Here is a 22,592-nt window from a genome sequence, read left to right on the forward strand (position 1 = left end):
GAAGAGAGAATCAGAGACAGAGATTTAGATAAGAGAAAATGGCGTATCGTCGATTGTTCTGACCGGGAAACCAGCTTCAGCCATCCATATTTTTATCTTCGACCCATACCCCTGCTTTTGCGGATTTCACCAGCTGTGACACAGGTAATGGCTTAAGGTGATTTAGTTTTCGTCGAAAAATCCAATGCATCAGAAAATGAAAAGTGAAGGGGGAATCCCCTCGGGACCCAAATAGGTTTCGTTAACCGGGCTCAGACCTACGTTAAATCGTAAGGAATATGCATTGAGTCATTCAGCGCCTTCGTTTCCATCGACGCCTAAATCAAAGTTAATAAAAGTGCAGGGAGAGATTTTTTCTGCATCGACCGAAGTAAACTCAGCAGTGAAATGGATAATCTCAGACTCTGTATTCATGCCATATCTCCCTGCTGCCAGACCGGAAAAGTGTAGTTCAGTTTACCGATGGCGATAAAGAATATGAAGTCGGCAGGTGGGCTGTTTCAGTCTGATCACAAGAGGTGATAACGGTGATTGAAAATCAGTCTGGCGGTTTGACAGATGACGCTGAAATAAAATCCCCCGGCATTGCCAGGGGATGTATTGCTTATTTTTTCAGCGTTTTCGGTGCGCTGGTCCGGTTACGGATGGCACGTTGTAAACGCATCCGGCGCTCAGCAGCAGACTGATCCGGGTTGTTGGTACGGCTTTTACGATCCCGGTATGCCGCTTTGGTGCTCAGTTTTTCGATCAGAGCATCGCGTTTCGCCGGCTCGTAGCCTTCCAGAAGCACCCGGTGGATACGTTGCTTGATAATCTTTTCTACCTGCAACAGAGTCAGTTCTTCTTCGCGGCTGACGAAGGAAACCGCATGGCCCTGCTGTCCTGCACGTCCGGTCCGGCCGATCCGGTGGACATAGTCTTCCGCCAGGAATGGCATGTCATAGTTCACGACATGCGGCAGACCCTGGATATCCAGTCCACGGGCAGCAACTTCTGTGGCAACCATCACCCGGGCCTTGCCTGTGGTGAATTCTTCCAGTGCACGGCGGCGGGCACTTTGCGCTTTATCCCCATGGCAAATCACGGCTTTGATGCCGTCCAGTTTCAGTTCCTGGACCAGCTCATTGGCTGTTTCTTTGTAGTTGACGAAAACCAGAACCTGCTGCCAGTTCTTTTTACCGATCAGTTCAGACAGTAATTCGCGTTTCCGATCTTCATCAACCGGGTAGACAACATGCGCAACGGTTTCTGCGGTTGAGTTTTCCGGAGTCACCGAAATACGTTTTGGCTTTTGCAGAATTTCTCCGGCCAGCTTGTTCATCATGCCGGAGAAGGTCGCGGAGAATAGCATCGTTTGCGGATGTCCCTGGATGCCGCTCATCATGGTGCGAATATCGCCGATAAAGCCCATATCCAGCATCCGGTCGGCTTCGTCGAACACCAGAAACTCCAGGTTCGCCAGAGACACATTACCCAGCTCGATATGTTCCAGCAGGCGGCCAGGTGTGGCAACCAGGATATCGACACCAGTTTCCAGCTGTTTTTCCTGACTGGACATTTTTTTTCCGCCAAAAACAGCAAGTACTTTTAAGTCGAGGTACTGACTGTAATCAGAAATATTGCGTGCAATCTGTTCTGCCAGTTCACGGGTTGGCGCAAGCACCAGTGCCCGGGTACTGAATCCTTTACGTGGTTTCGGCTGGTCCGCAATGCGCTGAATGATTGGCAGAGAAAAGGCAGCCGTTTTGCCCGTACCAGTCTGGGCATTCGCCAGAATATCTTCGCCGCGACGGGCAGCAGGAATCGCTTTCTGCTGAATAGGGGTCATTTTTTCATAACCGCACTCATCCAGTGCGCGAACAATTTCCGGAGCAAAATTTTGTGAAGCAAAAGACATCTTAGATTCCTACAGACGGTATACCGAACGAAACAACCTTCAGGTTAGATGATTCCGTTTGGTATGACAGACCAAAACCGGGGATTATAGAGCAATAATTATCGTCTGTGGCAGCAGATTTGCGTATTGGCTGAAAATTTAAGCGGAAGTCGTGAAAACTGGCCGGGCATCCCCCGGCCATCATCAGGCTTGCAGCAGCAGAGGAGGATTGTCTGTAATGATGATATCAACGCCCCATTGATAAAACTGATCAACGAGCTCTGGCTGATTCATGGTCCAGATATGCAGATCCAGCCCCGCTTGTTTAATCTGGTTCGCCAGCGGAGCATTCAGTAAATGGTAATCCAGATGCACGCTGAAGAGTTCAAGCTGATCGGCTAAAGCAAAGAGATTCTTGGGCAGCTTCTCGCAAATCAATCCTCTGCGAATATGCGGCATCAGTTTCTGACAATGTGATACGGCATCTGCAGAAAAACTGGAAAGCACCAGTTCATCGGCTGAAATACCATTGCTGGCAATGGTATGTGCGACTTGCTGAACCAGAAGTTCAGTTTCATGGTCGTCGTGAACTTTGATTTCAAGGTTCAGATTCAACCCGTACTCATGGCAGGCATTGAGCGCTTCGTCCAGCGTCAGAATCCGCTCATGGGTAAACTGAGGTCCAAACCAGCTGCCGGCATCCAGCGCTTTCAGTTGGGCAAGATCGAGTTCCCGCACTTTTCCGCGGCCATCGGTGCAGCGGTTTACTTTTGCGTCATGGAACATGACCGGAATAAGGTCAGCACACAGTTGGGTATCCATTTCAACCCACTGAATGTGACTTCTGGCTGCTTCCTGCAGCCCGGCAAGTGTATTTTCTGGAGCCAGCGCAGCGGCTCCGCGATGTCCGGAAATCATAAGTATTCTGTACCGTTGAAATCAATAAGGCCGGAGAAACAGGATCATTGAACCTGAAGTATGCGCCTGAAATATAACAGTTCGATGACGAAATGGAAGTGCGTGTCTCAGCGCCCGACCGTGGCGCTGCCCACATAGCTTCCCAGTTTGACAAAGTATCGCTGGTTACAACTGCTGCACTGAAATTTGTGGCTGTTTTTGTGGACAATTTTGTCGAAAAAAGACCGGCGAATTCGCTGAGGCACACTTTTGCTTTTGCAGTGAGGGCACATAAGCATCACCTTTTTTATGAAACGATGGTCGCATTTTAGGTGACCAATTGAGATTTTCTGAGAGATGAATCACAAAACATTATTGCATATTAAGCATGATGTTATTTAAATACCTGCATACCGAGCAACAACGAGCAACAAATAGTATTCAGGTTGTCAAAAGAGCGTCAGGCATTATCAAGATCTGTGAAAGCGAGTCAGGAAGTGTGATACGATGCGCCCACTTGATGACTGCGGCAGCCTGCACCCTGTGAACAGCGGTTCCCCGGCTTGCGCAATAATGATGAAAAAAAGAGGAATTTCAGTATGAAGCTGACTGTGCTGGATCAGGCATTGTTTGACCACTTGTATCGTGACATTCGAGAGTTTCGCACGACGTTTGATCTGGACATTGAGAGCCCGTCGACTCTGAATGAGCAAATGGATCAGCTGCATACTTCACTGGCAGTGGAAGAGCTGACCGAACTTGCGGAAGCCGATTCTCTGGTTGAGCAGGCTGATGCAATTGTGGATTCAGTTTATGTACTGATGGGTCGTCTGGTGCATCTGGGCCATGCACAGCTCGAAGAAAACCTCGGTGTCAGTTATATGATTGATTTGCTGCTTCAGATTGCACAGCGTCTGAATATTGCATTTGTACCATGCTGGGATGAAGTTCATGCCAGTAACATGAGTAAAGTCTGCCGGAATGAGCAGGAATTTTCTGAAACTCAGGCTTACTATGCCAAGCAGGGCGTTGAGATTACGGGCAGTCAGAAAGGGGATTACATCATTGCGAAGTGCGCAAAAGATGTTGAACTTGAAGATAAAGTGATCAGAAAAGGTAAGGTATTGAAATCTGTATACTATCGCCCGGCTGATCTGGTGAAAATTGTAACTAACTAATCACACTTTTTCATTATTCCTTGATCCCTGCGGCATTGCGGGGATCGTCTGAAAGACTCCTGCTGGACAGGCTTCGCACTGTTGACCGAACGCTTTACACTACCTTTTTTAATCTGATGAATGTTGCTTATGCTCCGACGAAATGCCGCTGATCCTCAGCACTCAGGCGCGCTGTCGCGACAGCTTTTTTCCATGACCTGGCCGATGATGTTCGGCGTCCTTTCCCTGATGAGTTTTCAGCTTGTCGACAGTGCCTTTATCGGCCAGTTAGGCGTTCTGCCACTGGCGGCTCAGGGTTTCACTCTGCCGATGCAGATGATCATCATCGGCCTTCAGGTCGGATTGGGCATTGCGACAACAGCGGTGATTTCCCGGGTGCACGGCAGCGGGGATGAGAGACGTGCCCGGCAACTGGGCGGTCTGGTTGTCCTGACTGGCGCTGCCATTGTTGCTTTGATAGGGGTTTGCATCTGGCTGTTGCGTGGCCCGATTCTGACACTACTGAGCGCCCCAAGTGATGTATGGCCTTTGATTGACGCCTACTGGCCCTCATGGCTGATCAGCAGCTGGTTTGGCGCCATGGTGTATTTTGCATACAGTTTGTGCCGGGCGAATGGCAATACTGTGCTGCCCGGTATCATGATGGTTGTGACCAGTGTGCTGAATATGATTCTGGATCCCATTTTCATTTTCACCCTGGATTTGGGGCTGGTCGGAGCGGCACTGGCAACGATCGTGGCATTTGGGATCGGCATGCTGGTGATGTTTCCGGCTGTGATTCGCCGTCATTGGATGACGTTCAACTGGTGCGGGCTGAATATTCTCAGTTCCGTCAAAGAACTCATTCACATTATGGCACCGGCCATGCTCAGCCAGTTGATGCCGCCACTGGCTTCCATGCTGGCGACAAAACTGGTGGCTGGTTTTGGAGCCGCGGCGGTTGCTGCCTGGGCTCTGGGCTCCCGACTGGAATTCTTTTCGATTGTTGTGGTTCTGGCGTTAACCATGTCTTTGCCGCCCATGGTTGGCAGGTCTCTGGGTCGTCAGGATATGCCTGCCATCACCACGCTGATCAGACTGGCGGTGAAGTTCGTCTTCATCTGGCAGCTAGGGATTGCAGCTGTTCTCCTTGCCCTGTGTTTCTGGTTACCGACATTACTCAGCAGTGACCCATCAGTCCGTGAAATACTTACGCTTCATCTTCAGTGGGTGCCCGTGAGTTTGGGGCCTCTGGGGGTCTGTATGCTGATGGTTTCCGTCAGTAATGCGCTGGGCATGCCAATGCGTGCGCTGGTGATTTCCTGCCTGCGGCTGTTTGCCTGTTTTCTGCCGTTGATCTGGCTGGGAGCATCAATGGGCGGTATCAAAGGTCTGTTTATTGGTGCGATGTTTGGTAATCTTGCCGCCGGTATTATGGCCTGGCTCTGCTTCCAGCAGGGCATGCAGCGGGTGGTGGCGAAGTTCACACCGCGGGTGATGGCAGAATCAAACGGATAAAAACGAATCTAACCTGGAGTAATCATGAGCGGTATTTTTCCGGCAAACAGACAGCGTTTTCAAGGGATCAGTTATCTGGATATCGGACAGGGGCCAGTGCTGGTTCTGGGGCATGCTTTTCTTTGGGACAGCGGGATGTGGGCACATCAGCTCGAGCGTCTCAGCCAGCATTTCCGCTGTATTGTGCCGGACTTTTGGGGGCATGGTGAGTCAGAACCGGCGCCTGCGGCCAGTGCGACTTTAGCCGGTTATGCGCAGGTGGTGTGCGGGCTGCTGGATCATCTTGAAATTGAAACGGTTGGTTTGATTGGCCACTCAATGGGTGGCGGCTGGGCCATTGAACTTGGTGTTCAGGTACCGGCCAGAGTCAGGGCACTCGTCCTGATGGACAGTTTCGCCGGCCTGGAACCGGAAGTCGCGAACCTGAGATATCAGGCGATGCTGCGTGAGGCCGGGGACAATTTAAGTTTCAGTTCCGCAATGATTGATACATGGACATCATTGCAGTTCGGTCATGATGCAGAAAATTTACATCCAGAGCTTGTTGCATCGTTTCGCCGCAGGCTGGAAAGCTGTCAGGGAGCGCAGGTGACTGCTTTAGCGCAGGCGGGGAGAATGTGGTTTGGCCGCCGGGACAGCTTTGAGGATGCAGAAATGTTTGCGCTCCCTTGCCTGCTGATGGTCGGAGCTGAAGATCGCATTCGCACTGTGCTGGAGTCTAATCTCATGCATGACGGAATGACAGGCAGTCAGCTTCAGGTCATTCCCCGTGCCGGGCATTTATGTCCGCTGGAGCAGCCTGAAATCGTGACAGAAGGGCTGTTGAACTTTTGTCAGAAAGTCATGGCATAACAAGATCATACAAAGGAATGAACATGCTAGGGATGGTCATCCGGCTTTTTCCGCTTTGGGCCGTTTTGTTGTCGGGATATGCCATGGTATATCCGGCTTTTTTTATTGAGATGAAAACGGCAATTGTGCCCTTGCTGACGGTTGTGATGCTGACCATGGGGTTAACGCTGAAGCCGTCAGACTTTCTGGATGTGGTGAAGAAAAAGCGGGCGGTGAGTGTCGGTGTGTTGCTTCAGTTCACTGTCATGCCCATGGTGGCTATCGTGGTCAGTCTGGCGCTAGGGTTTAATCCTGAACAGACCGTGGGCATGGTGCTGGTGGGCAGTGTTGCCGGGGGAACCGCATCCAATGTTATCTGCTATCTTGCGAAAGGCGATGTCGCGCTTTCGATCTCCATGACCGCGATTTCAACTTTACTGGGGGTGTTTCTGACGCCTGTGCTGACCGGCGCTCTGGCCGGGCTGAGTGTTGAAGTTCCCATGGGGGCGATGCTGCTGAGTCTGGTGAAAATTGTCCTTTTGCCTGTTTTGGGCGGGGTGCTGCTGAACCGTTATGCTTCAGGTGTCACGACCCGGCTGGCTCCGGCGCTTCCTTTGCTGTCTGTATTTGCAATTGTGGTGATTATTGCGATTGTGGTGGCACTGAATGCAGGCAGTCTGGTACATGTCGGACCGGTGATGGCACTGGCTGTCGTTCTTCACAACAGCATTGGTCTCGCTGCTGGTTATTTCGCTTGCCGCCTGCTGGGTTTTAATGAAACCATCAGCCGGACGATTGCGATTGAAGTGGGGCTACAGAATTCTGGTCTGGCAACAGCATTGGCCATGAAGTTTTTCAGTCCGGTTGCAGCGATTCCGGGAACCCTGTTCTCTATCTGGCACAATATTTCCGGTTCTCTGCTGGCGGCATACTGGTCGAAAAGCAGGGCGGATAAATCTGCCGGGCAACTCGCAGGTTAAAATTGCGGGATAAAAGAAGACGGGCATCGCGGATAATGTGGCAAATGGCAGGATAAATCTCTCCGTTGTGCACTGACATCGTCAGTGCACTCTGTTTCCTTTCTCGTACTGTTCGTCATTTCGTTATTCGCAATGCTTTCCAGCCATGAATTCCGCCTTCTATTTTATGTTGTGATGTACGAATGCGTACAGATGACAGCTGGTACTCTGAAATCAGATAGGGTAGAAAGACATCCTGTATCGATAATCTATGTGACAGTGTCACTATTCAATGTGGGGAAGATCTGGAAATGCAATCGACACATCGCGCTCTGATGGTTCAGGGGACAACTTCAGATGCAGGAAAAAGTGTATTGGTTGCCGGTTTATGCCGGGTTCTGGCCAGAAAAGGGATTCAGGTCGCGCCATTCAAACCACAGAATATGGCGCTGAACAGCGCTGTGACGGCTGATGGCGGGGAAATTGGCCGAGCGCAGGCGGTACAGGCGTTTGCCTGTGGGATTGAGCCTACGGTGGATATGAATCCGGTCCTGTTGAAACCAAACACGGATACCGGCGCCCAGGTCATTGTTCAGGGCAAAGCCGTACAAGACATGGATGCTATCGGCTATCAGGGTTACAAAAAGTTTGTGCTTCCCTCGATTCTCGATTCGTTTTCCCGTTTACAGCAAGATTTTGACACCGTCCTGATTGAGGGGGCGGGCAGTCCGGCAGAAATTAATCTGCGTGAAAATGATGTGGCAAACATGGGGTTTGCTGAAGTGGCGGATGTGCCAGTCATCATTGTGGCGGATATTGATCGCGGCGGGGTTTTCGCGCATTTGTACGGGACGCTGGCATTGCTATCTGGGTCAGAACAGGCGCGGGTGAAAGGCTTCGTGATTAACCGCTTCCGGGGGGATATTTCGCTGCTGCAGTCCGGACTGGACTGGCTGGAGGAGAAGACCGGGAAACCGGTGCTGGGTGTTTTACCTTATTTACACGGTTTAATGCTTGAAGCTGAAGATGCCATTACGGTCGAACAGGTGACTAAGGTTGCCAGGCCGTTGCAGGTTGTTGTTCCGGTACTGACTCGGATCAGCAACCATACTGATTTTGATGTGCTGCGGATGCACCCGCAGGTGAATGTGCATCTGGTGGGCAAAGGGCAGCCTTTACCAGCGGCTGATCTGATAATTCTTCCCGGCACAAAAAGTGTCCGGAGTGATCTGGCTTACCTGCGTGAACAGGGCTGGGATCGGCAGATTGAACGCCATTTGCGTCTGGGCGGCAAAGTAATGGGGATCTGCGGGGGTTATCAGATGCTGGGTAAACTGGTTGCAGATCCCAACGGACTTGAAGGCGATGCGGGTCAGAGCCCGGGGCTGGGGTATTTACCGGTTCAGACAGTGCTGGAGCCGGAAAAACAGCTGAAGCAATCCCGGGGAACGTTAACGTTGCCGGGGCAGGCGCCGGTTCGAGTGTGTGGTTACGAGATTCATGCCGGGGTAACTTCGGGTGTCAGCGCTGATGCTGCCCCTGTCCTGCTGGAGACGCAATCAGGACCTGTGAATGAGGGGGCTGTGGGTCTACAGGGACAGGTCTTCGGAACTTATCTGCATGGCGTATTTGATTTGCCGGAAGCCTGCAATGCGATCCTGACCTGGGCCGGGCTGTCTGACAGCCAGACACCGGATATGGCGCAAATCAAGGCAGAGAATATTGAAAGGCTGGCTGATGCCATTGAATCGCATATGAATTTGGCCGCAATCTGGCCGGAGTGGCAATCTGTTTTTGAATCAGCAGAAAAGTAAATTAAATCAATCTGCTGCATATGCGTGAAAGCTTAGTAAATCATGAGGATGAACAGAGAAAAATCTGCACAGAATTCCAGGTTTGTATGATCAGTCGTCTGGGACATACAAAATCAGGCTGAAAGTCAGCGACTCAGGCTGTAATTCATTTTCAATTACCGTTTGCACATGCCGGTTGAAGGCGATAAGTTAAATGGCTGTTGGAGTAGATGATCGGCCTGATACTGACCATATCAGGCCAGCACATGTTAATTGGAAGTAAGCAGTATGCATAAAACAGACGACGTAAGAATTAAAGAAATTAAAGAATTATTACCGCCAGTGGCTGTGCTGGAGAAATATCCGGCAACTGAAAATGCGTCTGAGACCGTATTTCAGGCCCGTCGAGCGATTCATGATATTTTGAATGACGAAGATGACCGCCTGCTTGTCGTTGTCGGTCCGTGTTCAATTCACGATCCAAAAGCTGCGCTTGAATATGGCTCCCGCCTGAAGGAACTTCGCGAAGAACTGAAAGATCGTCTGGAAATTGTGATGCGGGTTTATTTTGAAAAACCACGCACCACGGTCGGCTGGAAAGGTTTAATCAACGACCCATACATGGATGACAGCTTCCAGCTGAACGATGGCCTGCGGATGGGACGTAAACTGCTGCTTGATCTGACCGATATGGGCATGCCGACGGCGGGTGAGTTTCTGGATATGATCACGCCACAGTATATGGGCGACCTTATCAGCTGGGGTGCGATTGGTGCCCGGACGACTGAGTCTCAGGTGCACCGCGAGCTGGCTTCTGGTCTTTCCTGTCCGGTTGGCTTCAAGAACGGAACGGACGGAAATATTAAAATTGCCACGGATGCGATTGGCTCTGCCAGCGCGCCGCACCATTTCCTGTCAGTGACGAAGTTTGGCCACTCTGCGATTGTTTCAACAGCTGGTAATGAAGATTGCCATATTATTCTGCGGGGCGGGAAAGAACCGAATTACAGCGCATCGCATGTTAATGCTGTGATTGAACAGTTGGAACAGGCAGGTCACCGCCAGAAAGTGATGATCGATTTCAGCCATGCCAACAGCCTGAAACAATACAAACGTCAGATGCTGGTTGCTGAAGATGTCGGCGAGCAAATTGCTCAGGGTAATCAGGCAATCTTCGGCGTCATGATTGAAAGCCATCTGGTGGAAGGTCGTCAGGATATTGTTGACGGAAAAGTCGAGACTTACGGCCAGAGTATTACCGATGCCTGTATTGGCTGGGAAGATACTGAGCAAGTTCTGCGTGAACTGGCTGATAAAGTGGCGCAGCGTCGTCAGAGAGCCTGATCTGATTTTGTGATTGTAAAGCGAGGAATTGACCGGTTCCTCGCTTTTTTATTGTTGTCAGCCCCGCGATGGCGGGTATTGTGCAAACATTTCTCCGACCTGTTCCTGAATAAAACTCTGCCGTGCTGACGGCGTCATGCTTTCTGACAGTTGCCGACGGGAAATCGAACGCCAGATCACTTTATTTGTTTTATTATCAATCAGCTCGACGATCAGTTTGCCGTAGGTATATTCACGAAAACGTACCGGCGTTGAATAGGCAATACTGCTGTATCGGTAACCCACACCAAATCCGACGGATGTGCCGTATGAATCGAAATCCGTCATTTCCCGGATGTAAGGATTTACGGTCAGATCAGCCTTTCCCTCACCCTCAGCGGGTTGCAATCCTTTATAACGTAACTCTCGTTTGATGGTTTCTTCCAGTCGATCCTTATCAAGGCTGACAATCGAGGATTGAGGCACTTCGGCGAACTGATAAGTGTGATACTGGCTGAAGTCCACGCTGGCATTGTAATCAGTCGCAACTTTAGCGCTGCATCCGCCCAGCAGAATCAGGAAACAGGGAACAAGGCTCAGTAAGGCTCGCATATCATTTGTCCTCGTTGTCCGAAGGTTATTTGAACGGTACCCGCCGGATATCCGTACAGTTATCGTTTGTTTTGAGTATAGCGTTTCCGCCGATTCTATAATCAAGGCACTGAGACAGTCGTGACAGGAGTAACGCATGAGATGCGCTTTCGTTTGCCTTGGCGTGGCACTGTTCATGGCTGGGATACTGGCGCATCAGCTGTTTGCGGCTGATGAACGGCACCATCACCCGTCGATGGATATCATCAGCCTTTCCCGTGATTTCATCCGGCAGACGACTGTCATACAGCTAAGTTCCCCAAAAGAGTCACCACAAGAATCCATGCGAGAGTCCTGGCGAGAGTCACTCCGGGCAGATGCGCCCGAAGATTCCCTCATCCCTGGAGTGCTGATTCATCCGGTGGAGGGTTATATTGAGTTTGAGCGTGCCTGGTGTTTTTCAACGCGATACTCAGATGAAGACTATCAGGCGCAGATAAGCGTACTCTGCCATCGGCTGGATGGGCGAATGCGAGGGGAGTGGTGTGCGGAAAACGTATCAGAGAATGCGCTTTTCAGTGCATCGTTCGGGACAGAGGGCTCAGCGTGTCAGGCTGGCGGCATCATTGCTGTGATTCATGCGTATCGGCCATTGTACTCATCACAGGACAAAAAATGGCAGTCATTTGCAACCATCATGGGTTATCAATAATCGCATTGGGCTCAGAAGCTGAGTTTGTGAAATACCGGGATGTTTTTTTTCATTCTGTCTGTACACTTAACTGGACTGACCAGACATTTCACAAGGATGTAACATGACAAACTGGCAACGCCTGAAAATCACAGAAAGTGAGGGGATTGTAACGGTAGCACTGAACCGGCCGGAAAAGCTGAATGCACTGGATATTCTGATGTTCCAGGAGCTGGATAAAGTCAGCCGCTTGCTTCGGACACGCAAAGACATCCGGGCCGTGATTTTGACCGGAGAAGGCGGAAATTTCAGCAGCGGGCTGGATGTGAAAAGTGTGGCAACTTCGCCGAAAAAGGTACTTGGTTTGCTGAAAAAATGGCTGCCGGGGAATGCGAACCTTGCGCAGCGTGTGTCCAGAAACTGGCGATTGATTCCTGTGCCGGTTATTGCGGTGATTGAAGGACGTTGTTATGGGGGCGGTACACAGATTGTACTGGGAGCCGATTTTCGGTTCACGACCCCGGACGCAGAGCTTTCGATTATGGAAGTCCGCTGGGGGCTGGTGCCCGACATGGCCGGTTTGTTGTCGCTGCGTGAACTGGTTGCCAAGGATGTCGCCATGAAGCTGACCATGACCGGAGAAATTATTTCCGGGGAACGGGCACAGCAGTTAGGTCTGGTGACAGAAATCCACAATGATCCCTTGAGTGCAGCGCAGACATTTGCGTATCAGCTGTGTCAGGCATCCCCGGATGCCATTGCAGCCATTAAGTCCACGACAAACAAGAGCTGGGTCCGGAGCGAACGAGCTTTGCTTGCCAAAGAAACCTTCAGTCAGCTACGGCTGATCCTGGGGAAAAATTTCAAAATTGCCGGTATTCGTCAGCGCAATAATCCTGACAGGGCTTATCAGAAGCGCCAGTCTTTTTGGTAAATCAACAACTTTTCCTTATCTTGTGATATCAACAGGCTTATACTTTTTAAATGAAGATATGGAGGAAAGCCTGTTGGATCAAAGTGATAAAGATGCCATCAATTTTATTGGCGCTGTCGTTGTTGTCTGTTTTGTTGTACATGTCCTGAATATGCTGATGGGCGGATATCTGATGGATTACGGTCTTCTGCCCAGACATGTCACACATTCTATTGGTCTGGTGGCTTATCCGTTCATTCATGGTTCCTGGGCGCATTTATTCAGCAATATTGTATCTTTTGCGGCGCTGGGATATCTGGTGTCGCGTTCAGGTGTTTCCCGGTTAATGGCCGTATTTCTGATCAGCTGGGCCATCAGCGGAGCCGGCGTCTGGTTATTCGGACGAATGCACTATCATATTGGTTTAAGTGGCATTATTTACGGGCTCTGGGCTTATTTACTGGTGTACGCATTATTACGCCGAAGCATTAAGTCGATTGTCATTGCGATCATTGTGATGTTTTTTTACGGTTCGATGCTCGCGGGGATCATTCCGGCACACAGCTGGATCAGTTACGAAAGCCACTTGTTTGGTGTGATCGGTGGTGCATTTGCAGGTTATGTGTTTGCCAGACGTGATAAACAACGTGCGCTGGCAAATGTAGAACAATGAGGGGAAAAGATATGTTGATTACTTTTCACAGCAAAGCCAGTGCCAACATTACGATGTTTGGTCATGTCGCGAAACAGCTGCTGCATATGATGGGGTATTGCGAAAACGTCCCGGGCATTATTGATGTCGAAGACGTGCCCAAAGCCCTTGAAAACCTGCAGAAATCGCTGGTGGTGGCAAAGGCACAGGAAGACGCGCAACATGCCGCGGAAGCGGACAAAGAAAAGGATCCCTGGGATGATGCTGAGCCTGATATCAGTATGCTGACACGGGCGAGACCTCTGATCGAAATGCTCGAGGCAGCGATCGAGGAAGAATGCACTGTGATGTGGGAATCAGACAGCTAAGCGATTCAGTGGCTAAGCATTCAACGGCTAAGCATTTAACGGTATAGCTACTCAATGACATAGCTACTCAACGACATGAAGCGGAGCAAAGGGATCGTCATCCGGATCATTTCGCCAGAGATATTCGGCATCGATTGCCACTTTCCGGGCCGCTTCTTCGCCAACGAGGAAAGTGATCAGTCCCAGCGTCATATCAAGTCCTGCCGCCGTACCGGATGAAGTAAAGGTATTTTCATCCTGTACCCATCGGGCGACAGGGCGCCAGAGTACACGGCTGTTCAGTTCACTTACCCAGTGATACTGATGTTTATTTGTCGTTGCTGATTTCCCATCCAGTAATCCAGTCTGTGCCAGCAGCGCGGAGCCGGTACAGACAGCACAATGGATCCGGGTCTTTCTGCCCTGATGCCGCAGCCACTGAATGAGCTGCGCATTTCCCAGCCCGGCTTTGACACCACTTCCGCCCGGCACCAGGAGCACATCACAGAACATGTCATCTTTGAAGCTGGCATCCGCAACGACTTGTACCCCTTGCTGACTGGCAACAGCTAAACCATTTTGTGAGATCAGGGTAATACTGACATCATCTTCAAGTCCGCATAACAGGGTAATCGGCCCACTGACATCAAGCAGGTTAAAACCGGGAAATAAGGGAATCACTATACTGAGTTCGCGCTGTTTGTCAGGGGCAAGGGCTTTTGTCATTACTTTGCTTCTTTCATTCAGGGTTTACTTACCGTAAAGCATAGTTCTTCAGCCGCTTATTCAAAAAATTCGGTTCGTGAACCGCGTGATATTCGTTAAGCTGAGACTGACTTTTGAGCCAACTATACAGAAGACGAAGATGGTCCGACTCTCGATTCGAAGCTATTCTCTGGAAATGCGTGCTCACGCGCATGACTATCATCAGCTGGTGTTTCCTCTGGCAGGAAACATCACCATGGAAATGTCTGATTTCAGGGGAAAGGTTGGGCCAGGGCAGTGTATTGTCATTCCGGCAACAAGTCGCCACGGGTTTAAAGCGGATGAAAAAAGCCGTTTTCTGGTGGCAGACACAGAGCGCCTGCCAGCAGAGATGTTGCAATTGCCAAGACCGCTTTTTACGGTTTCTCCGGAGTTAGCCGCGTATTGTCATTTTCTGGATTTACAACTGTCTCGGTCTGCACAGCCGGAACTGGTGCAAAGTCTGTCGGTCTTGTTTACCGGCTTATTGGCGGATCAGAAGATGAATGTCGTTCGTGACCTTCGTATTGCCCGGGTTGTTGAAGCGCTGAACCGGGATATCAGTCTGTCTCCGCCACTGAGCGAACTGGCTGCTTTGGCCTGCCTGAGCCTGAGTCAGTATAAGGCATTGTTTAAGGCACAGCTCGGGATGACAACGGGTCAGTATCTGCAACAGCAACGGATGCAGAAAGCCAGAGCACTGTTGTCTCATTCTGATTTGCCTGTTTCGCATATCGCAGAGCAGGTTGGCTTCAGCGACCTGTCTGCGTTCAGCCGCCGCTTTTCTGCGCACTGGGGCGAGACACCGCGACAGATCCGTCACCGTTAGGCCTGCAGATACTTCTGATTCAACTCCGGCTTTTCAAAAGAGTGAATCGGCTTTTGGGCAAAACCTGAAATACCTGTCTGCGTTATGCTGTTGGCAGTTAACAACATAGAAATCAATACGGAGTGGTGATGTTGATTGAATGGCAGGATTTTGAAAAAGTCGATTTACGGGTAGGGCAGATCGTCGCAGTAGAAGCATTCCCTGAAGCCAGAAGGCCCGCATATAAGCTTTTTCTGGACTTCGGTCCGGATATTGGTCAGCGAAAAAGCAGTGCTCAGATTACAGACTTGTATGAGGCAAACGAATTGATTGGCAAGAAAGTCATGGCAGTCGTGAATTTTCCGGCCAAGCAGATTGGCCCGTTTATGTCGGAATGTCTGGTCACCGGTTTTTATCGGGACGATGGTGCTGTGGTTCTGGCAGTGCCGGATCAGGACATTCCGGTTGGCGCGCGGCTGGGCTGATGTGCGTTGCCGTTCGGCGGGCAAAGCTGCCCGCTGATGGTGGAAACTTACTGAGAATGAATATGGCCAAGGTAAAGCTGTGTGTCGTATTCAAATGCGATGCGCCCGTTGACCTGATAAGTCTGATGTAATTGAGTGAGTGAACGGATAAGTTGAGTGTAATGGGCGGAGCCTTCCTGAGGGCAGTATGAAACCGAACGGACCCGGCCAATCAGTGCCTCCAGATCCATGCTTTGGCTGTTGTCAAAGGAAAGGCGTTTCATTTCACCCGCCGCAAAGAACTGACTGATACCGTTATCGCTCAGGCTCATGTGGTTCACCCGGGCATAATCTGGACTGAATTGCCGAAGCATGGCGTCGTATTCTTGCTGAAGTGGTGATGTCAGCCGACGCCTGTTCCAGATCAGAGCCAGATAAGCATTCGGTTTTGCAATGCGCTGAAATTCAAGCCGGGTTTCTTCGTTACAAAACCAGTGAAAGGATTGGGCGGCAGTAATGAGGTCAACCGAGTGATCCGGTAAGCTGATTTGTTCCGCTGGCGCTTTGAGGCTGGTGTAACCGGGTTCTCCGGACAATAACTCGTCCGCAGCCTGTCGCATGGCATCATTGGGTTCAACAGCACAGACCTGAAGCCCCCTGTCCAGTAAGAGGCGGGTGAGGATCCCTGTACCGGCTCCGATATCTGTAACTGTAGACCGTTGTTCTACCCCTGTGATTGTCAGAAGTGCTGTGATCATCTCCTGAGGATATCCGGGGCGGTACTTCTGGTAATCGTCTGCTCTGTCTGAAAAGCGTTCTGTCGGTTGCGTCATTCTTCTCGTCCCTGATTGATTCTCATGTTACTGATTCAACTGTAGTATTTGCTCCGGACGGTCAAACAGATATTCAGGGTGTTCGAGTTCCAGTTCTTTCTGCGAGCCATAACCCCAGAGTACCCCGGCCGATTGCAGGCCATTGTGATGGGCTGCGCTCATATCTACGGCCCGGTCACCAATCATGACGGCGTGCTGGGTAATGGTGTACCGCTGCCGCAGCCCTTCCAGTTGTTGCCACTTTTCAATGCCGATATCACCGCCGTTAATGAATTCGAAACAGCTGTCCAGTTCAAATAACGTCAGGATTTTTTTTGCAAAGTCGGCACGCTTGGAAGTACAGATCCCCATTCGGACGCCCTGATCGTGCAGGGTCAGCAGCGTTTCTTTGACGCCGTCATAGAGGGTATTTTCGGCATATCCCATGTCTGCGTACCGCTCACGATATTTAGCGACCAGGCTGGCGATAAATGGTTTCTCGTGCGTTTGCGTCAGTGCGATGAAGGTTTTATCCAGCGGCGGGCCAATGTGAGCCGCAATTGTTGCTTCCGGCAGCTCGGGCAGATCATGATGGGATAAGGCGTAATTGAATGATTTGACGATTCCCTCCCTGGGGTCACTGATCGTACCGTCCAGGTCGAACACCAGATGGTCGTGTTTCATGTTCATCTCCTTGATAGGTCTGTTAAGAACCGGATGTATTTAGTCCCAACATGAGGGTCAGGCCAAATAAGGTCCAGTCATTGATAATATGAGCGCCTGTGGATACCCAAATACTTTTGGTTTTTATGTAAGCCAGTGATAAACAGAGTCTGGCTGTTCCAATCACCAGCAGACACTGTACGAGATTCCAGTCATAGGTTGGTAAATGGGCCAGACCAAAGCACACCGCAGTGATAAACCATGCCAGGATCACGGACTGGCTCCGCGATAGTGCGCCATGCGTGTAAAAGGCATACATCAGCGCAAGAAAAGGCAGGATGGTAAAAACTTCTTCTCCAAACAACTGGGGCAGCGTTTTGAGAAAAAACAGAAATCGTTCAAAGGTGCCGGCATCTGCCAGGTGAGTCATCGCCTGATTGGGGTTGGCACCGTAGAGTTTCAGCACAAGCAGCCCAACCACCACACTGACGATGACGTTGAGGAAGCCGATGAGGAGCATCCACTTCAGATGATTACGGGTCACAGGCCGGAAAATAGCACGCCAGTGCGTTGGTGTGATTTTGGACAGACAGAACAGAGGTATGGCGAAAAACAGGATTGCAGGGATAAATTGTCCGAAGGGTGTCGAGAATAAAGGCAAAGGCGCGATGAGCACAGCAAAACCGGCTAACACGGACAGTAGGATCATCCCCCATAATACCGGCCGGATCGCTGTCGGCTGGTTATTGTAAAAAGGAAAATCATCTTTGGATGAGCCATTGAAAGCCTGATTCATCGCTGTCCTTCTTATGAGTTTGAGTGCGCATGATTGTAGATGAAAAGAGAATACTGGTCATGAATCCGTGTAATGGGCTACAGTGGCAATACATTTGATTCATCAGGATATTCTCATGCCTCTTCTCGACTGCGTGGAAGTGAACCCCAGAGTAAAACCAACAGCGTCGGTCATCTGGTTACACGGGCTCGGCTCGAACGGACACGATTTTGAAGCCATACTGCCTGAATTAAAGTTACCTGCAAATGCACCGGTTCGCTTTATTTTTCCACATGCCCCTTCAATGCCTGTGACAGTGAACGGCGGCATGGTGATGCCTGCCTGGTACGATATTCTGGAAATGGGCATCGGTCGTAAACTGGACAAAGCCCAGTTGCTTGAATCATCACAAAAGATAGCCGGATTGATTGATCGCGAGCGTGCCCGTGGGATTGCCAGTAACAGAATCATCCTGGCCGGATTTTCTCAGGGCGGCGCAGTGGCATATCAGACCGCGTTGACGTATCCGCACCCGCTGGCAGGTCTGCTGGCTCTGTCGACGTATTTCCCAACGTCCAGACGCATTGAAGTTTCACCTGCCAATCAGCATCTGCCTATCGAAGTGATGCATGGCAGTTATGATCCGGTTGTATTGCCGTCGTTAGGGAAAGATGCAGTTGATGATTTGGAAGCGCTTGGATTTCATCCGCACTGGCGTCTGTACCCGATGGAGCATCAGGTATGCATGCAGCAAGTCAAAGACATCGCGGCCTGGCTGAAGCATACCCTGCAGATTCAATAAAGATTGATGTAGCACCGGCTGTCGCTATGGCAGCCGGATTATTTTCCTGCCACTTTGCCAGCCAGTAATCCTTGCAGCTTGTAGATGTTGGTTTTGCTGCCAAATTCCATACCTAATGGCTCATGCTGGCCCGAGACCCAGATTTTCAGCTCTGCATCCAAATCAAAATTCCCGGTTGATTCCACCAGGAACATGGTGATGGATTTGTACGGAATTGAACGGTACTCCACTTTCCGGCCTGTCATCCCTTGTTTATCGATCAGGATCAGGCGTCGGTCAGTCAGGATCAGCATGTCCCGAATTAGTTTATAGGCCAGCTCGATCTCCTCACCGGGGCCGAGGATGGCACTGAGTTCTTCAGTGGCTTCCTGATTTTCCATTTCACCTGCATTACCAAGTAGCTTATCCAGAAGTCCCATGTCATTTTCCTTAAATATCAGTGTGCTCACGCGAGGTGAGGAATATGTGACGTGGTTTAAACAATACGCGCCTTTGTCAGAAGATGCCAGAGTTGCGAATTGACAGAAAGGCATTTGACTGTATATTTAAACAGTATTTTAGTGCTTGGATTTGACGTTTCATGGAGGAGGCTCATTGGCTGATTTTTCGGTTTCGATGCTCTCGGTGCTGGGCCTGAGCAGCATCGCGATTCTGACCTCAGTGATCGCCGCCATCCTGGGTTTTGGCGGTGGGATGCTGCTGATTGCGTTTATGCCGCTGTTTCTGCCGGCTGCTGCAGTCATTCCGGTCCATGGTGTCACGCAAATGGTCAGCAACGTCAGCCGGGCTGTTTTCTCCTGGCGTGAAGTTGCATGGTATTTGTTGCCGGCCTACTTCATTGGTGCAGCAACAGGTACCTTGCTGGTTGGGTTGACTGTGGTGCATTTAGCCACCAATTACCTGCCGCTGTTTATCGGCAGTTATATTTTGCTCAATGTCTGGCACAAAGGATTCATGGGCTGGATCAGCCGGTTTGAGTCTATGTTTATGGCAGGTTTTGTCTTGAGCGCTTTGGGGTTGCTGGTTGGGGCTCCCGGGCCTGTGTTTCATCCGATGGTGATGAAAAAACTCGGGAATAAGCATCAGCTGGTGGCAACGACGGCCATGATGATGACTATTGCGCATGGCCTGAAACTGCTGATGTTTGGCTGGATTGGATTTGCTTATCTTGAGCAGTGGCCATTGCTGCTCGTCCTGATGCTTTCGGCCATTCTGGGTTCCTGGCTGGGAACCCATGTTCGCCGACGAACAGATGATGAGATGTGGATTGTTGCCATGAAAATCTTACTGAGTGCACTGGCAGTCCACATGATGATCTCAGTGGCTACTGAGCTCTGATCACAAGCAGTGACTGCAAGTTGATGACATAAACTTGGAATGACATGAATAAGGGAGAGAACACATGGAAAAGGAAACTTTGGCTGCCGCCTGGCTGGCCTATGTTGAGGTGACGGGTCCGTATGGCGAGAATTATGAGCCGGCTTTACAGACCCTGTTTTCCTGGACAGGTCAGCACGGAGTTGAAGACGGTCAGTGTATTTTTGTTTATCTGGATGACGTCGAAACGACCCCTGCGCAGAAATGCCGGACCCGGGTGGGGATGACTGTTCCTGAAGGAACGGTAACGGGTGGTGCAGTTGCGCTGATGCATTTACCGGGGGGTGAATATGCAACCCTGCGGGAAAAAGTCACAGATAAGTCTCAGTACGGCGCTTACTGGCAGCAACTGAATCAGGAATTAGCGGCTGTTTCCTCGCTGAGTTTTGATGGAGAAAGACCTTGCTTTGAGCTTTATCACAGTGTGGATGAAGAAAAGGATATCTGTGATACCAGCTTTTGCATGCCGGTGAAATAGAATTCGCAGCAAACAGACTCTTATGTTGTGCCTGTATTCAGTCTGTTTGCTGCAAAGGTAGTGCGAGGTTAATCCTCTGATAAATCAAGATATTCCTGTAACTCTGAGAGCTGCCGGATGCGTTCGGCAGCTAATATCCCAAGCCAGTCTTCCTGCGTCAGGTTTGGATTCAGTGATGTCAGCAAAGCTGCCGTCTGATCGCGATAACTACGCCAGGCTCGCTGCACGCTCTCAAGATCTTCAGCGCTGACCTCAAGATTGATATCTTCAATGGGTTCAGCTTTTAATCGTTGCGTCAGGTTGCTGAAAGTCTGTTCCAGCGTTAAATCTGCTTCCTCCAGGGCCGGAATATCTTCAGGTTCTGAACCAGACAGTGTGTCGATAATTTGTGAGAGATACCTGTCATTTTGTACAGAAACGGACTCAATCCGAAAAGCGGAATGGCTGCTCCCGCTGTGTAATTCTTCATGCCTTGCTTTGTGTTCAAAAAAATCATTCGCCATTTGAACCGCATTTTTGATGGCAGTTTGTTGCGAAGGTGAAAGGTGGCGGATGGCCCCTTCCTGACGATTATTTCTGGCCAGTTGTTGTTCGCCGGCAAAGCGATTGGTACAAAAGGCGGTGCCAACTCCGCTGGTCACGTACTGACATAAGTCGAATTGAAACGGTTTCTGATGCTGCCAGTGATCGTAGGCATCCAGAACGGCATATTTCACTTCAGCCGGGGCAAAACCGCCCTGACAGATCAATTGCAGTGTCTGTTCATTTTTTGGTTGTTGCAGGTATCGGGTATTGCGGGATATCTGTTCCGCCACTTCCCATATCTGATAAAGCGAATCGTCTGAAACAGCTTTGTTGTAGGCCATTCTGTCGGCTTCTGTCAGGTTTTCTGGTTTCAGATTTCCGGCTTGTGCGCACAGTTGTTTCGTGCCGGGATCGAGATTGACATTTACCGGCGACTGATTGGCCAGAGAAATAAATAGTGTGATCAGGGAAAGGGCTGAAGCCTTCACAGAGAAACCTTTAATGGCGTGTCCTGACATAGTCGGGTGTATGGTGAATCGGAAAGTGTGCCGATACGATCGCAGGTTGTTCGTGAAAGAACAAGGGGTATGAAGCAATAATCCGGCCTGTTGCGAGTTATCTCGTCAAAGATAGCTGAAACAGGCCAGAAGCCCAATTGTTAGCGTGGCTGAGTCAGCAGTCGCTCAATGCTCTGAGTCAGTTTTTTATCGTCCGGTTTGGTGGTGCTGGCGAAGACGGTCACGACTTTGCCCTGACGATCGACCAGATATTTATAGAAATTCCATTTTGGTGTGACACCTGAGTCTTCGGCGAGTTGCCGGAAGACCGGATTCGCGTCACTGCCACGCACTGCGCTCCGGGTCATCATCGGAAAAGTAACGCCGTAGTCCAGGTAGCATACTTTGGCGGTATTTTTTTCAGTGCCTCTGTCCTGAAAAAAGTCATTGGAAGGAAAGCCGATGACAGCAAACCCTTGATCTTTATAGGTCTTGTAAAGTGCTTCTAAACCTTCAAATTGCGGCGTGAATCCACATTGACTGGCCGTGTTGACCAGAAGTAATACCTGTCCCTGATATTGCTGACACAAGTTAACGGTATCCGTACTGTTGAGTTTGCCAATTTCATAATTCAGCAACGGGGGGCAGTCTGAACGAGCTGCCTGAGCCGGAACAACGGCCATCAGTGACGAGGCGAAAAGCGTTGCTTTAATGAGATATCTGGCAATTGAGCGTTGCATATGCATTTCCTGTCCATAGCGGCCAATTCAGATTGATGACCATTCATATCAGTATTGTGTTCAATTTAAGCACTGAATGATAGTCACGGAGTAAATTCAGCAGATTTTTCTGATGTGGCTGTCTGATTCACAGGCAGTTTGTGCGTGATTCACTGTGAAGCGGGTGTGCCTTGACTGCGCCAAGAATGAAGACTGGTATTTTTCGTGTAAGGGACTCATACGGAATGTCTACGCTGTTCGGGGACATAAAATTCTCACTTTGTGCTCAATGCAGATGAAATTTATCGATTTTTTTGTTTAAAACGACGCTTGTGTTTTAATCCGCCTCTAAACAAAAGTTTAGCTCATTCAATAAAACA

Annotated in this window: 26 protein-coding genes; 15 read left to right on the top strand and 11 right to left on the bottom strand. The window is 50.1% G+C overall.

Annotated elements, in window-relative coordinates; genetic code table 11:
* Window positions 1-288: 288 nt before the first annotated feature.
* The 3 genes from SPK40_RS15875 to SPK40_RS15885 form a co-directional block, all read right to left on the bottom strand.
* Window positions 289-414 carry a hypothetical protein gene (locus SPK40_RS15875; RefSeq protein ID WP_330961120.1) on the bottom strand — a complete coding sequence of 42 codons (126 nt, stop codon included), beginning with the start codon at window positions 412-414 and terminating at the stop codon, window positions 289-291.
* 190 nt (window positions 415-604) lie between these two features.
* The gene (locus SPK40_RS15880) at window positions 605-1,897 is read right to left on the bottom strand and encodes a DEAD/DEAH box helicase (RefSeq protein WP_330961121.1); all 1,293 of its coding nucleotides are present in this window, start codon (window positions 1,895-1,897) and stop codon (window positions 605-607) included.
* A gap of 183 nt (window positions 1,898-2,080) precedes the next feature.
* Window positions 2,081-2,794, bottom strand: coding sequence for a glycerophosphodiester phosphodiesterase family protein (locus SPK40_RS15885; RefSeq protein ID WP_248142681.1), 714 nt, complete (start codon window positions 2,792-2,794; stop codon window positions 2,081-2,083).
* 578 nt (window positions 2,795-3,372) lie between these two features.
* On the opposite strand from SPK40_RS15885, the gene SPK40_RS15890 reads away from it, so the two are divergent.
* From SPK40_RS15890 to aroG, 6 genes are all read left to right on the top strand, one after another.
* Window positions 3,373-3,951: a nucleoside triphosphate pyrophosphohydrolase family protein gene (locus SPK40_RS15890; RefSeq protein WP_330961122.1), complete on the top strand. Its 579-nt coding sequence runs from the start codon at window positions 3,373-3,375 to the stop codon at window positions 3,949-3,951.
* A gap of 129 nt (window positions 3,952-4,080) precedes the next feature.
* Window positions 4,081-5,448 (top strand): MATE family efflux transporter, encoded by a 1,368-nt coding sequence (locus SPK40_RS15895; RefSeq protein ID WP_330961123.1) that lies wholly within the window; start codon window positions 4,081-4,083, stop codon window positions 5,446-5,448.
* 24 nt (window positions 5,449-5,472) lie between these two features.
* Window positions 5,473-6,300, top strand: coding sequence for an alpha/beta fold hydrolase (locus SPK40_RS15900; protein WP_330961124.1), 828 nt, complete (start codon window positions 5,473-5,475; stop codon window positions 6,298-6,300).
* A 23-nt stretch (window positions 6,301-6,323) separates the two neighbouring features.
* Complete coding sequence (locus tag SPK40_RS15905) at window positions 6,324-7,259, top strand: bile acid:sodium symporter family protein (RefSeq protein ID WP_248142677.1); 936 nt, start codon at window positions 6,324-6,326, stop codon at window positions 7,257-7,259.
* 290 nt (window positions 7,260-7,549) lie between these two features.
* The gene (locus tag SPK40_RS15910) at window positions 7,550-9,052 is read left to right on the top strand and encodes a cobyric acid synthase (RefSeq protein WP_248142676.1); all 1,503 of its coding nucleotides are present in this window, start codon (window positions 7,550-7,552) and stop codon (window positions 9,050-9,052) included.
* A 267-nt stretch (window positions 9,053-9,319) separates the two neighbouring features.
* A complete protein-coding gene (gene aroG / locus SPK40_RS15915; RefSeq protein ID WP_248142675.1) occupies window positions 9,320-10,375 on the top strand; it encodes a 3-deoxy-7-phosphoheptulonate synthase AroG in 1,056 nt (351 codons plus the stop codon).
* A gap of 57 nt (window positions 10,376-10,432) precedes the next feature.
* Here the strand turns inward: aroG and SPK40_RS15920 are convergent, their stop codons facing one another.
* Complete coding sequence (locus SPK40_RS15920; RefSeq protein WP_248142674.1) at window positions 10,433-10,966, bottom strand: DUF4136 domain-containing protein; 534 nt, start codon at window positions 10,964-10,966, stop codon at window positions 10,433-10,435.
* 136 nt (window positions 10,967-11,102) lie between these two features.
* Between SPK40_RS15920 and SPK40_RS15925 the strand changes: the two genes are divergently transcribed.
* The 4 genes from SPK40_RS15925 to SPK40_RS15940 all read left to right on the top strand — a co-directional run bounded on the left by SPK40_RS15925 (window position 11,103) and on the right by SPK40_RS15940 (window position 13,569).
* Window positions 11,103-11,657: a hypothetical protein gene (locus tag SPK40_RS15925; RefSeq protein WP_330961125.1), complete on the top strand. Its 555-nt coding sequence runs from the start codon at window positions 11,103-11,105 to the stop codon at window positions 11,655-11,657.
* Between the two features lie 103 nt (window positions 11,658-11,760).
* Complete coding sequence (locus SPK40_RS15930) at window positions 11,761-12,570, top strand: crotonase/enoyl-CoA hydratase family protein (protein WP_330961126.1); 810 nt, start codon at window positions 11,761-11,763, stop codon at window positions 12,568-12,570.
* A 73-nt stretch (window positions 12,571-12,643) separates the two neighbouring features.
* Window positions 12,644-13,222 (top strand): rhomboid family intramembrane serine protease, encoded by a 579-nt coding sequence (locus SPK40_RS15935; RefSeq protein ID WP_248142671.1) that lies wholly within the window; start codon window positions 12,644-12,646, stop codon window positions 13,220-13,222.
* Window positions 13,223-13,233: 11 nt separating this feature from the next.
* The gene (locus SPK40_RS15940) at window positions 13,234-13,569 is read left to right on the top strand and encodes a DUF1840 domain-containing protein (protein ID WP_248142670.1); all 336 of its coding nucleotides are present in this window, start codon (window positions 13,234-13,236) and stop codon (window positions 13,567-13,569) included.
* A 63-nt stretch (window positions 13,570-13,632) separates the two neighbouring features.
* Here the strand turns inward: SPK40_RS15940 and SPK40_RS15945 are convergent, their stop codons facing one another.
* Entirely contained in the window at window positions 13,633-14,274 is a 642-nt protein-coding gene (locus tag SPK40_RS15945; protein ID WP_248142669.1) for a DJ-1/PfpI family protein, read from the bottom strand.
* 139 nt (window positions 14,275-14,413) lie between these two features.
* Here SPK40_RS15945 and SPK40_RS15950 point away from each other — a divergent pair, with 139 nt between their 5' ends.
* Window positions 14,414-15,121, top strand: coding sequence for an AraC family transcriptional regulator (locus tag SPK40_RS15950; protein ID WP_330961127.1), 708 nt, complete (start codon window positions 14,414-14,416; stop codon window positions 15,119-15,121).
* 128 nt (window positions 15,122-15,249) lie between these two features.
* Window positions 15,250-15,585 (top strand): tRNA-binding protein, encoded by a 336-nt coding sequence (locus tag SPK40_RS15955; RefSeq protein WP_371929422.1) that lies wholly within the window; start codon window positions 15,250-15,252, stop codon window positions 15,583-15,585.
* 47 nt (window positions 15,586-15,632) lie between these two features.
* Here SPK40_RS15955 and SPK40_RS15960 read toward each other — a convergent pair whose 3' ends face one another.
* From SPK40_RS15960 to SPK40_RS15970, 3 genes are read right to left on the bottom strand one after another with little or no spacing between them, the layout of a single operon-like run.
* A complete protein-coding gene (locus tag SPK40_RS15960; RefSeq protein WP_330961128.1) occupies window positions 15,633-16,397 on the bottom strand; it encodes a class I SAM-dependent methyltransferase in 765 nt (254 codons plus the stop codon).
* 27 nt (window positions 16,398-16,424) lie between these two features.
* A complete protein-coding gene (locus SPK40_RS15965) occupies window positions 16,425-17,060 on the bottom strand; it encodes an HAD hydrolase-like protein (protein WP_248142665.1) in 636 nt (211 codons plus the stop codon).
* Window positions 17,061-17,082: 22 nt separating this feature from the next.
* On the bottom strand, window positions 17,083-17,835 hold the full coding sequence (locus tag SPK40_RS15970) for a CPBP family intramembrane glutamic endopeptidase (RefSeq protein ID WP_330961129.1): 753 nt from the start codon (window positions 17,833-17,835) through the stop codon (window positions 17,083-17,085).
* Window positions 17,836-17,950: 115 nt separating this feature from the next.
* Between SPK40_RS15970 and SPK40_RS15975 the strand changes: the two genes are divergently transcribed.
* On the top strand, window positions 17,951-18,616 hold the full coding sequence (locus SPK40_RS15975) for an alpha/beta hydrolase (protein WP_248142663.1): 666 nt from the start codon (window positions 17,951-17,953) through the stop codon (window positions 18,614-18,616).
* A 38-nt stretch (window positions 18,617-18,654) separates the two neighbouring features.
* Here SPK40_RS15975 and SPK40_RS15980 read toward each other — a convergent pair whose 3' ends face one another.
* Entirely contained in the window at window positions 18,655-19,035 is a 381-nt protein-coding gene (locus tag SPK40_RS15980) for a PH domain-containing protein (protein ID WP_248142662.1), read from the bottom strand.
* 175 nt (window positions 19,036-19,210) lie between these two features.
* Here SPK40_RS15980 and SPK40_RS15985 point away from each other — a divergent pair, with 175 nt between their 5' ends.
* Together SPK40_RS15985 and SPK40_RS15990 are read left to right on the top strand one after the other, a co-directional pair.
* Window positions 19,211-19,954: a sulfite exporter TauE/SafE family protein gene (locus tag SPK40_RS15985; protein WP_248142661.1), complete on the top strand. Its 744-nt coding sequence runs from the start codon at window positions 19,211-19,213 to the stop codon at window positions 19,952-19,954.
* A gap of 64 nt (window positions 19,955-20,018) precedes the next feature.
* Entirely contained in the window at window positions 20,019-20,471 is a 453-nt protein-coding gene (locus SPK40_RS15990; RefSeq protein WP_330961130.1) for an AraC family transcriptional regulator, read from the top strand.
* Between the two features lie 68 nt (window positions 20,472-20,539).
* On the opposite strand, the gene SPK40_RS15995 is transcribed toward SPK40_RS15990, so the two are convergent.
* The gene (locus SPK40_RS15995) at window positions 20,540-21,484 is read right to left on the bottom strand and encodes a lysozyme inhibitor LprI family protein (RefSeq protein WP_330961131.1); all 945 of its coding nucleotides are present in this window, start codon (window positions 21,482-21,484) and stop codon (window positions 20,540-20,542) included.
* Between the two features lie 170 nt (window positions 21,485-21,654).
* The gene (locus SPK40_RS16000) at window positions 21,655-22,233 is read right to left on the bottom strand and encodes a glutathione peroxidase (protein WP_248142657.1); all 579 of its coding nucleotides are present in this window, start codon (window positions 22,231-22,233) and stop codon (window positions 21,655-21,657) included.
* Window positions 22,234-22,592 lie beyond the last annotated feature (359 nt).

It is taken from the genome of Photobacterium sp. 53610, assembly GCF_036409375.1.
Taxonomy (GTDB): domain Bacteria; phylum Pseudomonadota; class Gammaproteobacteria; order Enterobacterales; family Vibrionaceae; genus Photobacterium.

Bases quoted from the DNA above. Each gene is read 5' to 3' on its own strand.
- SPK40_RS15940 (WP_248142670.1), top strand. From the start codon at position 13,234: ATGTTGATTACTTTTCACAGCAAAGCCAGTGCCAACATTACGATGTTT.
- aroG (WP_248142675.1), top strand. From the start codon at position 9,320: ATGCATAAAACAGACGACGTAAGAATTAAAGAAATTAAAGAATTATTA.
- SPK40_RS15905 (WP_248142677.1), top strand. From the start codon at position 6,324: ATGCTAGGGATGGTCATCCGGCTTTTTCCGCTTTGGGCCGTTTTGTTG.
- SPK40_RS15980 (WP_248142662.1), bottom strand. From the start codon at position 19,035: ATGGGACTTCTGGATAAGCTACTTGGTAATGCAGGTGAAATGGAAAAT.
- SPK40_RS15880 (WP_330961121.1), bottom strand. From the start codon at position 1,897: ATGTCTTTTGCTTCACAAAATTTTGCTCCGGAAATTGTTCGCGCACTG.
- SPK40_RS15990 (WP_330961130.1), top strand. From the start codon at position 20,019: ATGGAAAAGGAAACTTTGGCTGCCGCCTGGCTGGCCTATGTTGAGGTG.
- SPK40_RS15965 (WP_248142665.1), bottom strand. From the start codon at position 17,060: ATGAAACACGACCATCTGGTGTTCGACCTGGACGGTACGATCAGTGAC.
- SPK40_RS15900 (WP_330961124.1), top strand. From the start codon at position 5,473: ATGAGCGGTATTTTTCCGGCAAACAGACAGCGTTTTCAAGGGATCAGT.
- SPK40_RS16000 (WP_248142657.1), bottom strand. From the start codon at position 22,233: ATGCAACGCTCAATTGCCAGATATCTCATTAAAGCAACGCTTTTCGCC.
- SPK40_RS15930 (WP_330961126.1), top strand. From the start codon at position 11,761: ATGACAAACTGGCAACGCCTGAAAATCACAGAAAGTGAGGGGATTGTA.
- SPK40_RS15945 (WP_248142669.1), bottom strand. From the start codon at position 14,274: ATGACAAAAGCCCTTGCCCCTGACAAACAGCGCGAACTCAGTATAGTG.
- SPK40_RS15895 (WP_330961123.1), top strand. From the start codon at position 4,081: ATGCTCCGACGAAATGCCGCTGATCCTCAGCACTCAGGCGCGCTGTCG.
- SPK40_RS15975 (WP_248142663.1), top strand. From the start codon at position 17,951: ATGCCTCTTCTCGACTGCGTGGAAGTGAACCCCAGAGTAAAACCAACA.
- SPK40_RS15970 (WP_330961129.1), bottom strand. From the start codon at position 17,835: ATGAATCAGGCTTTCAATGGCTCATCCAAAGATGATTTTCCTTTTTAC.
- SPK40_RS15920 (WP_248142674.1), bottom strand. From the start codon at position 10,966: ATGCGAGCCTTACTGAGCCTTGTTCCCTGTTTCCTGATTCTGCTGGGC.
- SPK40_RS15875 (WP_330961120.1), bottom strand. From the start codon at position 414: ATGAATACAGAGTCTGAGATTATCCATTTCACTGCTGAGTTTACTTCG.
- SPK40_RS15955 (WP_371929422.1), top strand. From the start codon at position 15,250: ATGTTGATTGAATGGCAGGATTTTGAAAAAGTCGATTTACGGGTAGGG.
- SPK40_RS15885 (WP_248142681.1), bottom strand. From the start codon at position 2,794: ATGATTTCCGGACATCGCGGAGCCGCTGCGCTGGCTCCAGAAAATACA.
- SPK40_RS15960 (WP_330961128.1), bottom strand. From the start codon at position 16,397: ATGACGCAACCGACAGAACGCTTTTCAGACAGAGCAGACGATTACCAG.
- SPK40_RS15950 (WP_330961127.1), top strand. From the start codon at position 14,414: ATGGTCCGACTCTCGATTCGAAGCTATTCTCTGGAAATGCGTGCTCAC.
- SPK40_RS15910 (WP_248142676.1), top strand. From the start codon at position 7,550: ATGCAATCGACACATCGCGCTCTGATGGTTCAGGGGACAACTTCAGAT.
- SPK40_RS15925 (WP_330961125.1), top strand. From the start codon at position 11,103: ATGAGATGCGCTTTCGTTTGCCTTGGCGTGGCACTGTTCATGGCTGGG.
- SPK40_RS15890 (WP_330961122.1), top strand. From the start codon at position 3,373: ATGAAGCTGACTGTGCTGGATCAGGCATTGTTTGACCACTTGTATCGT.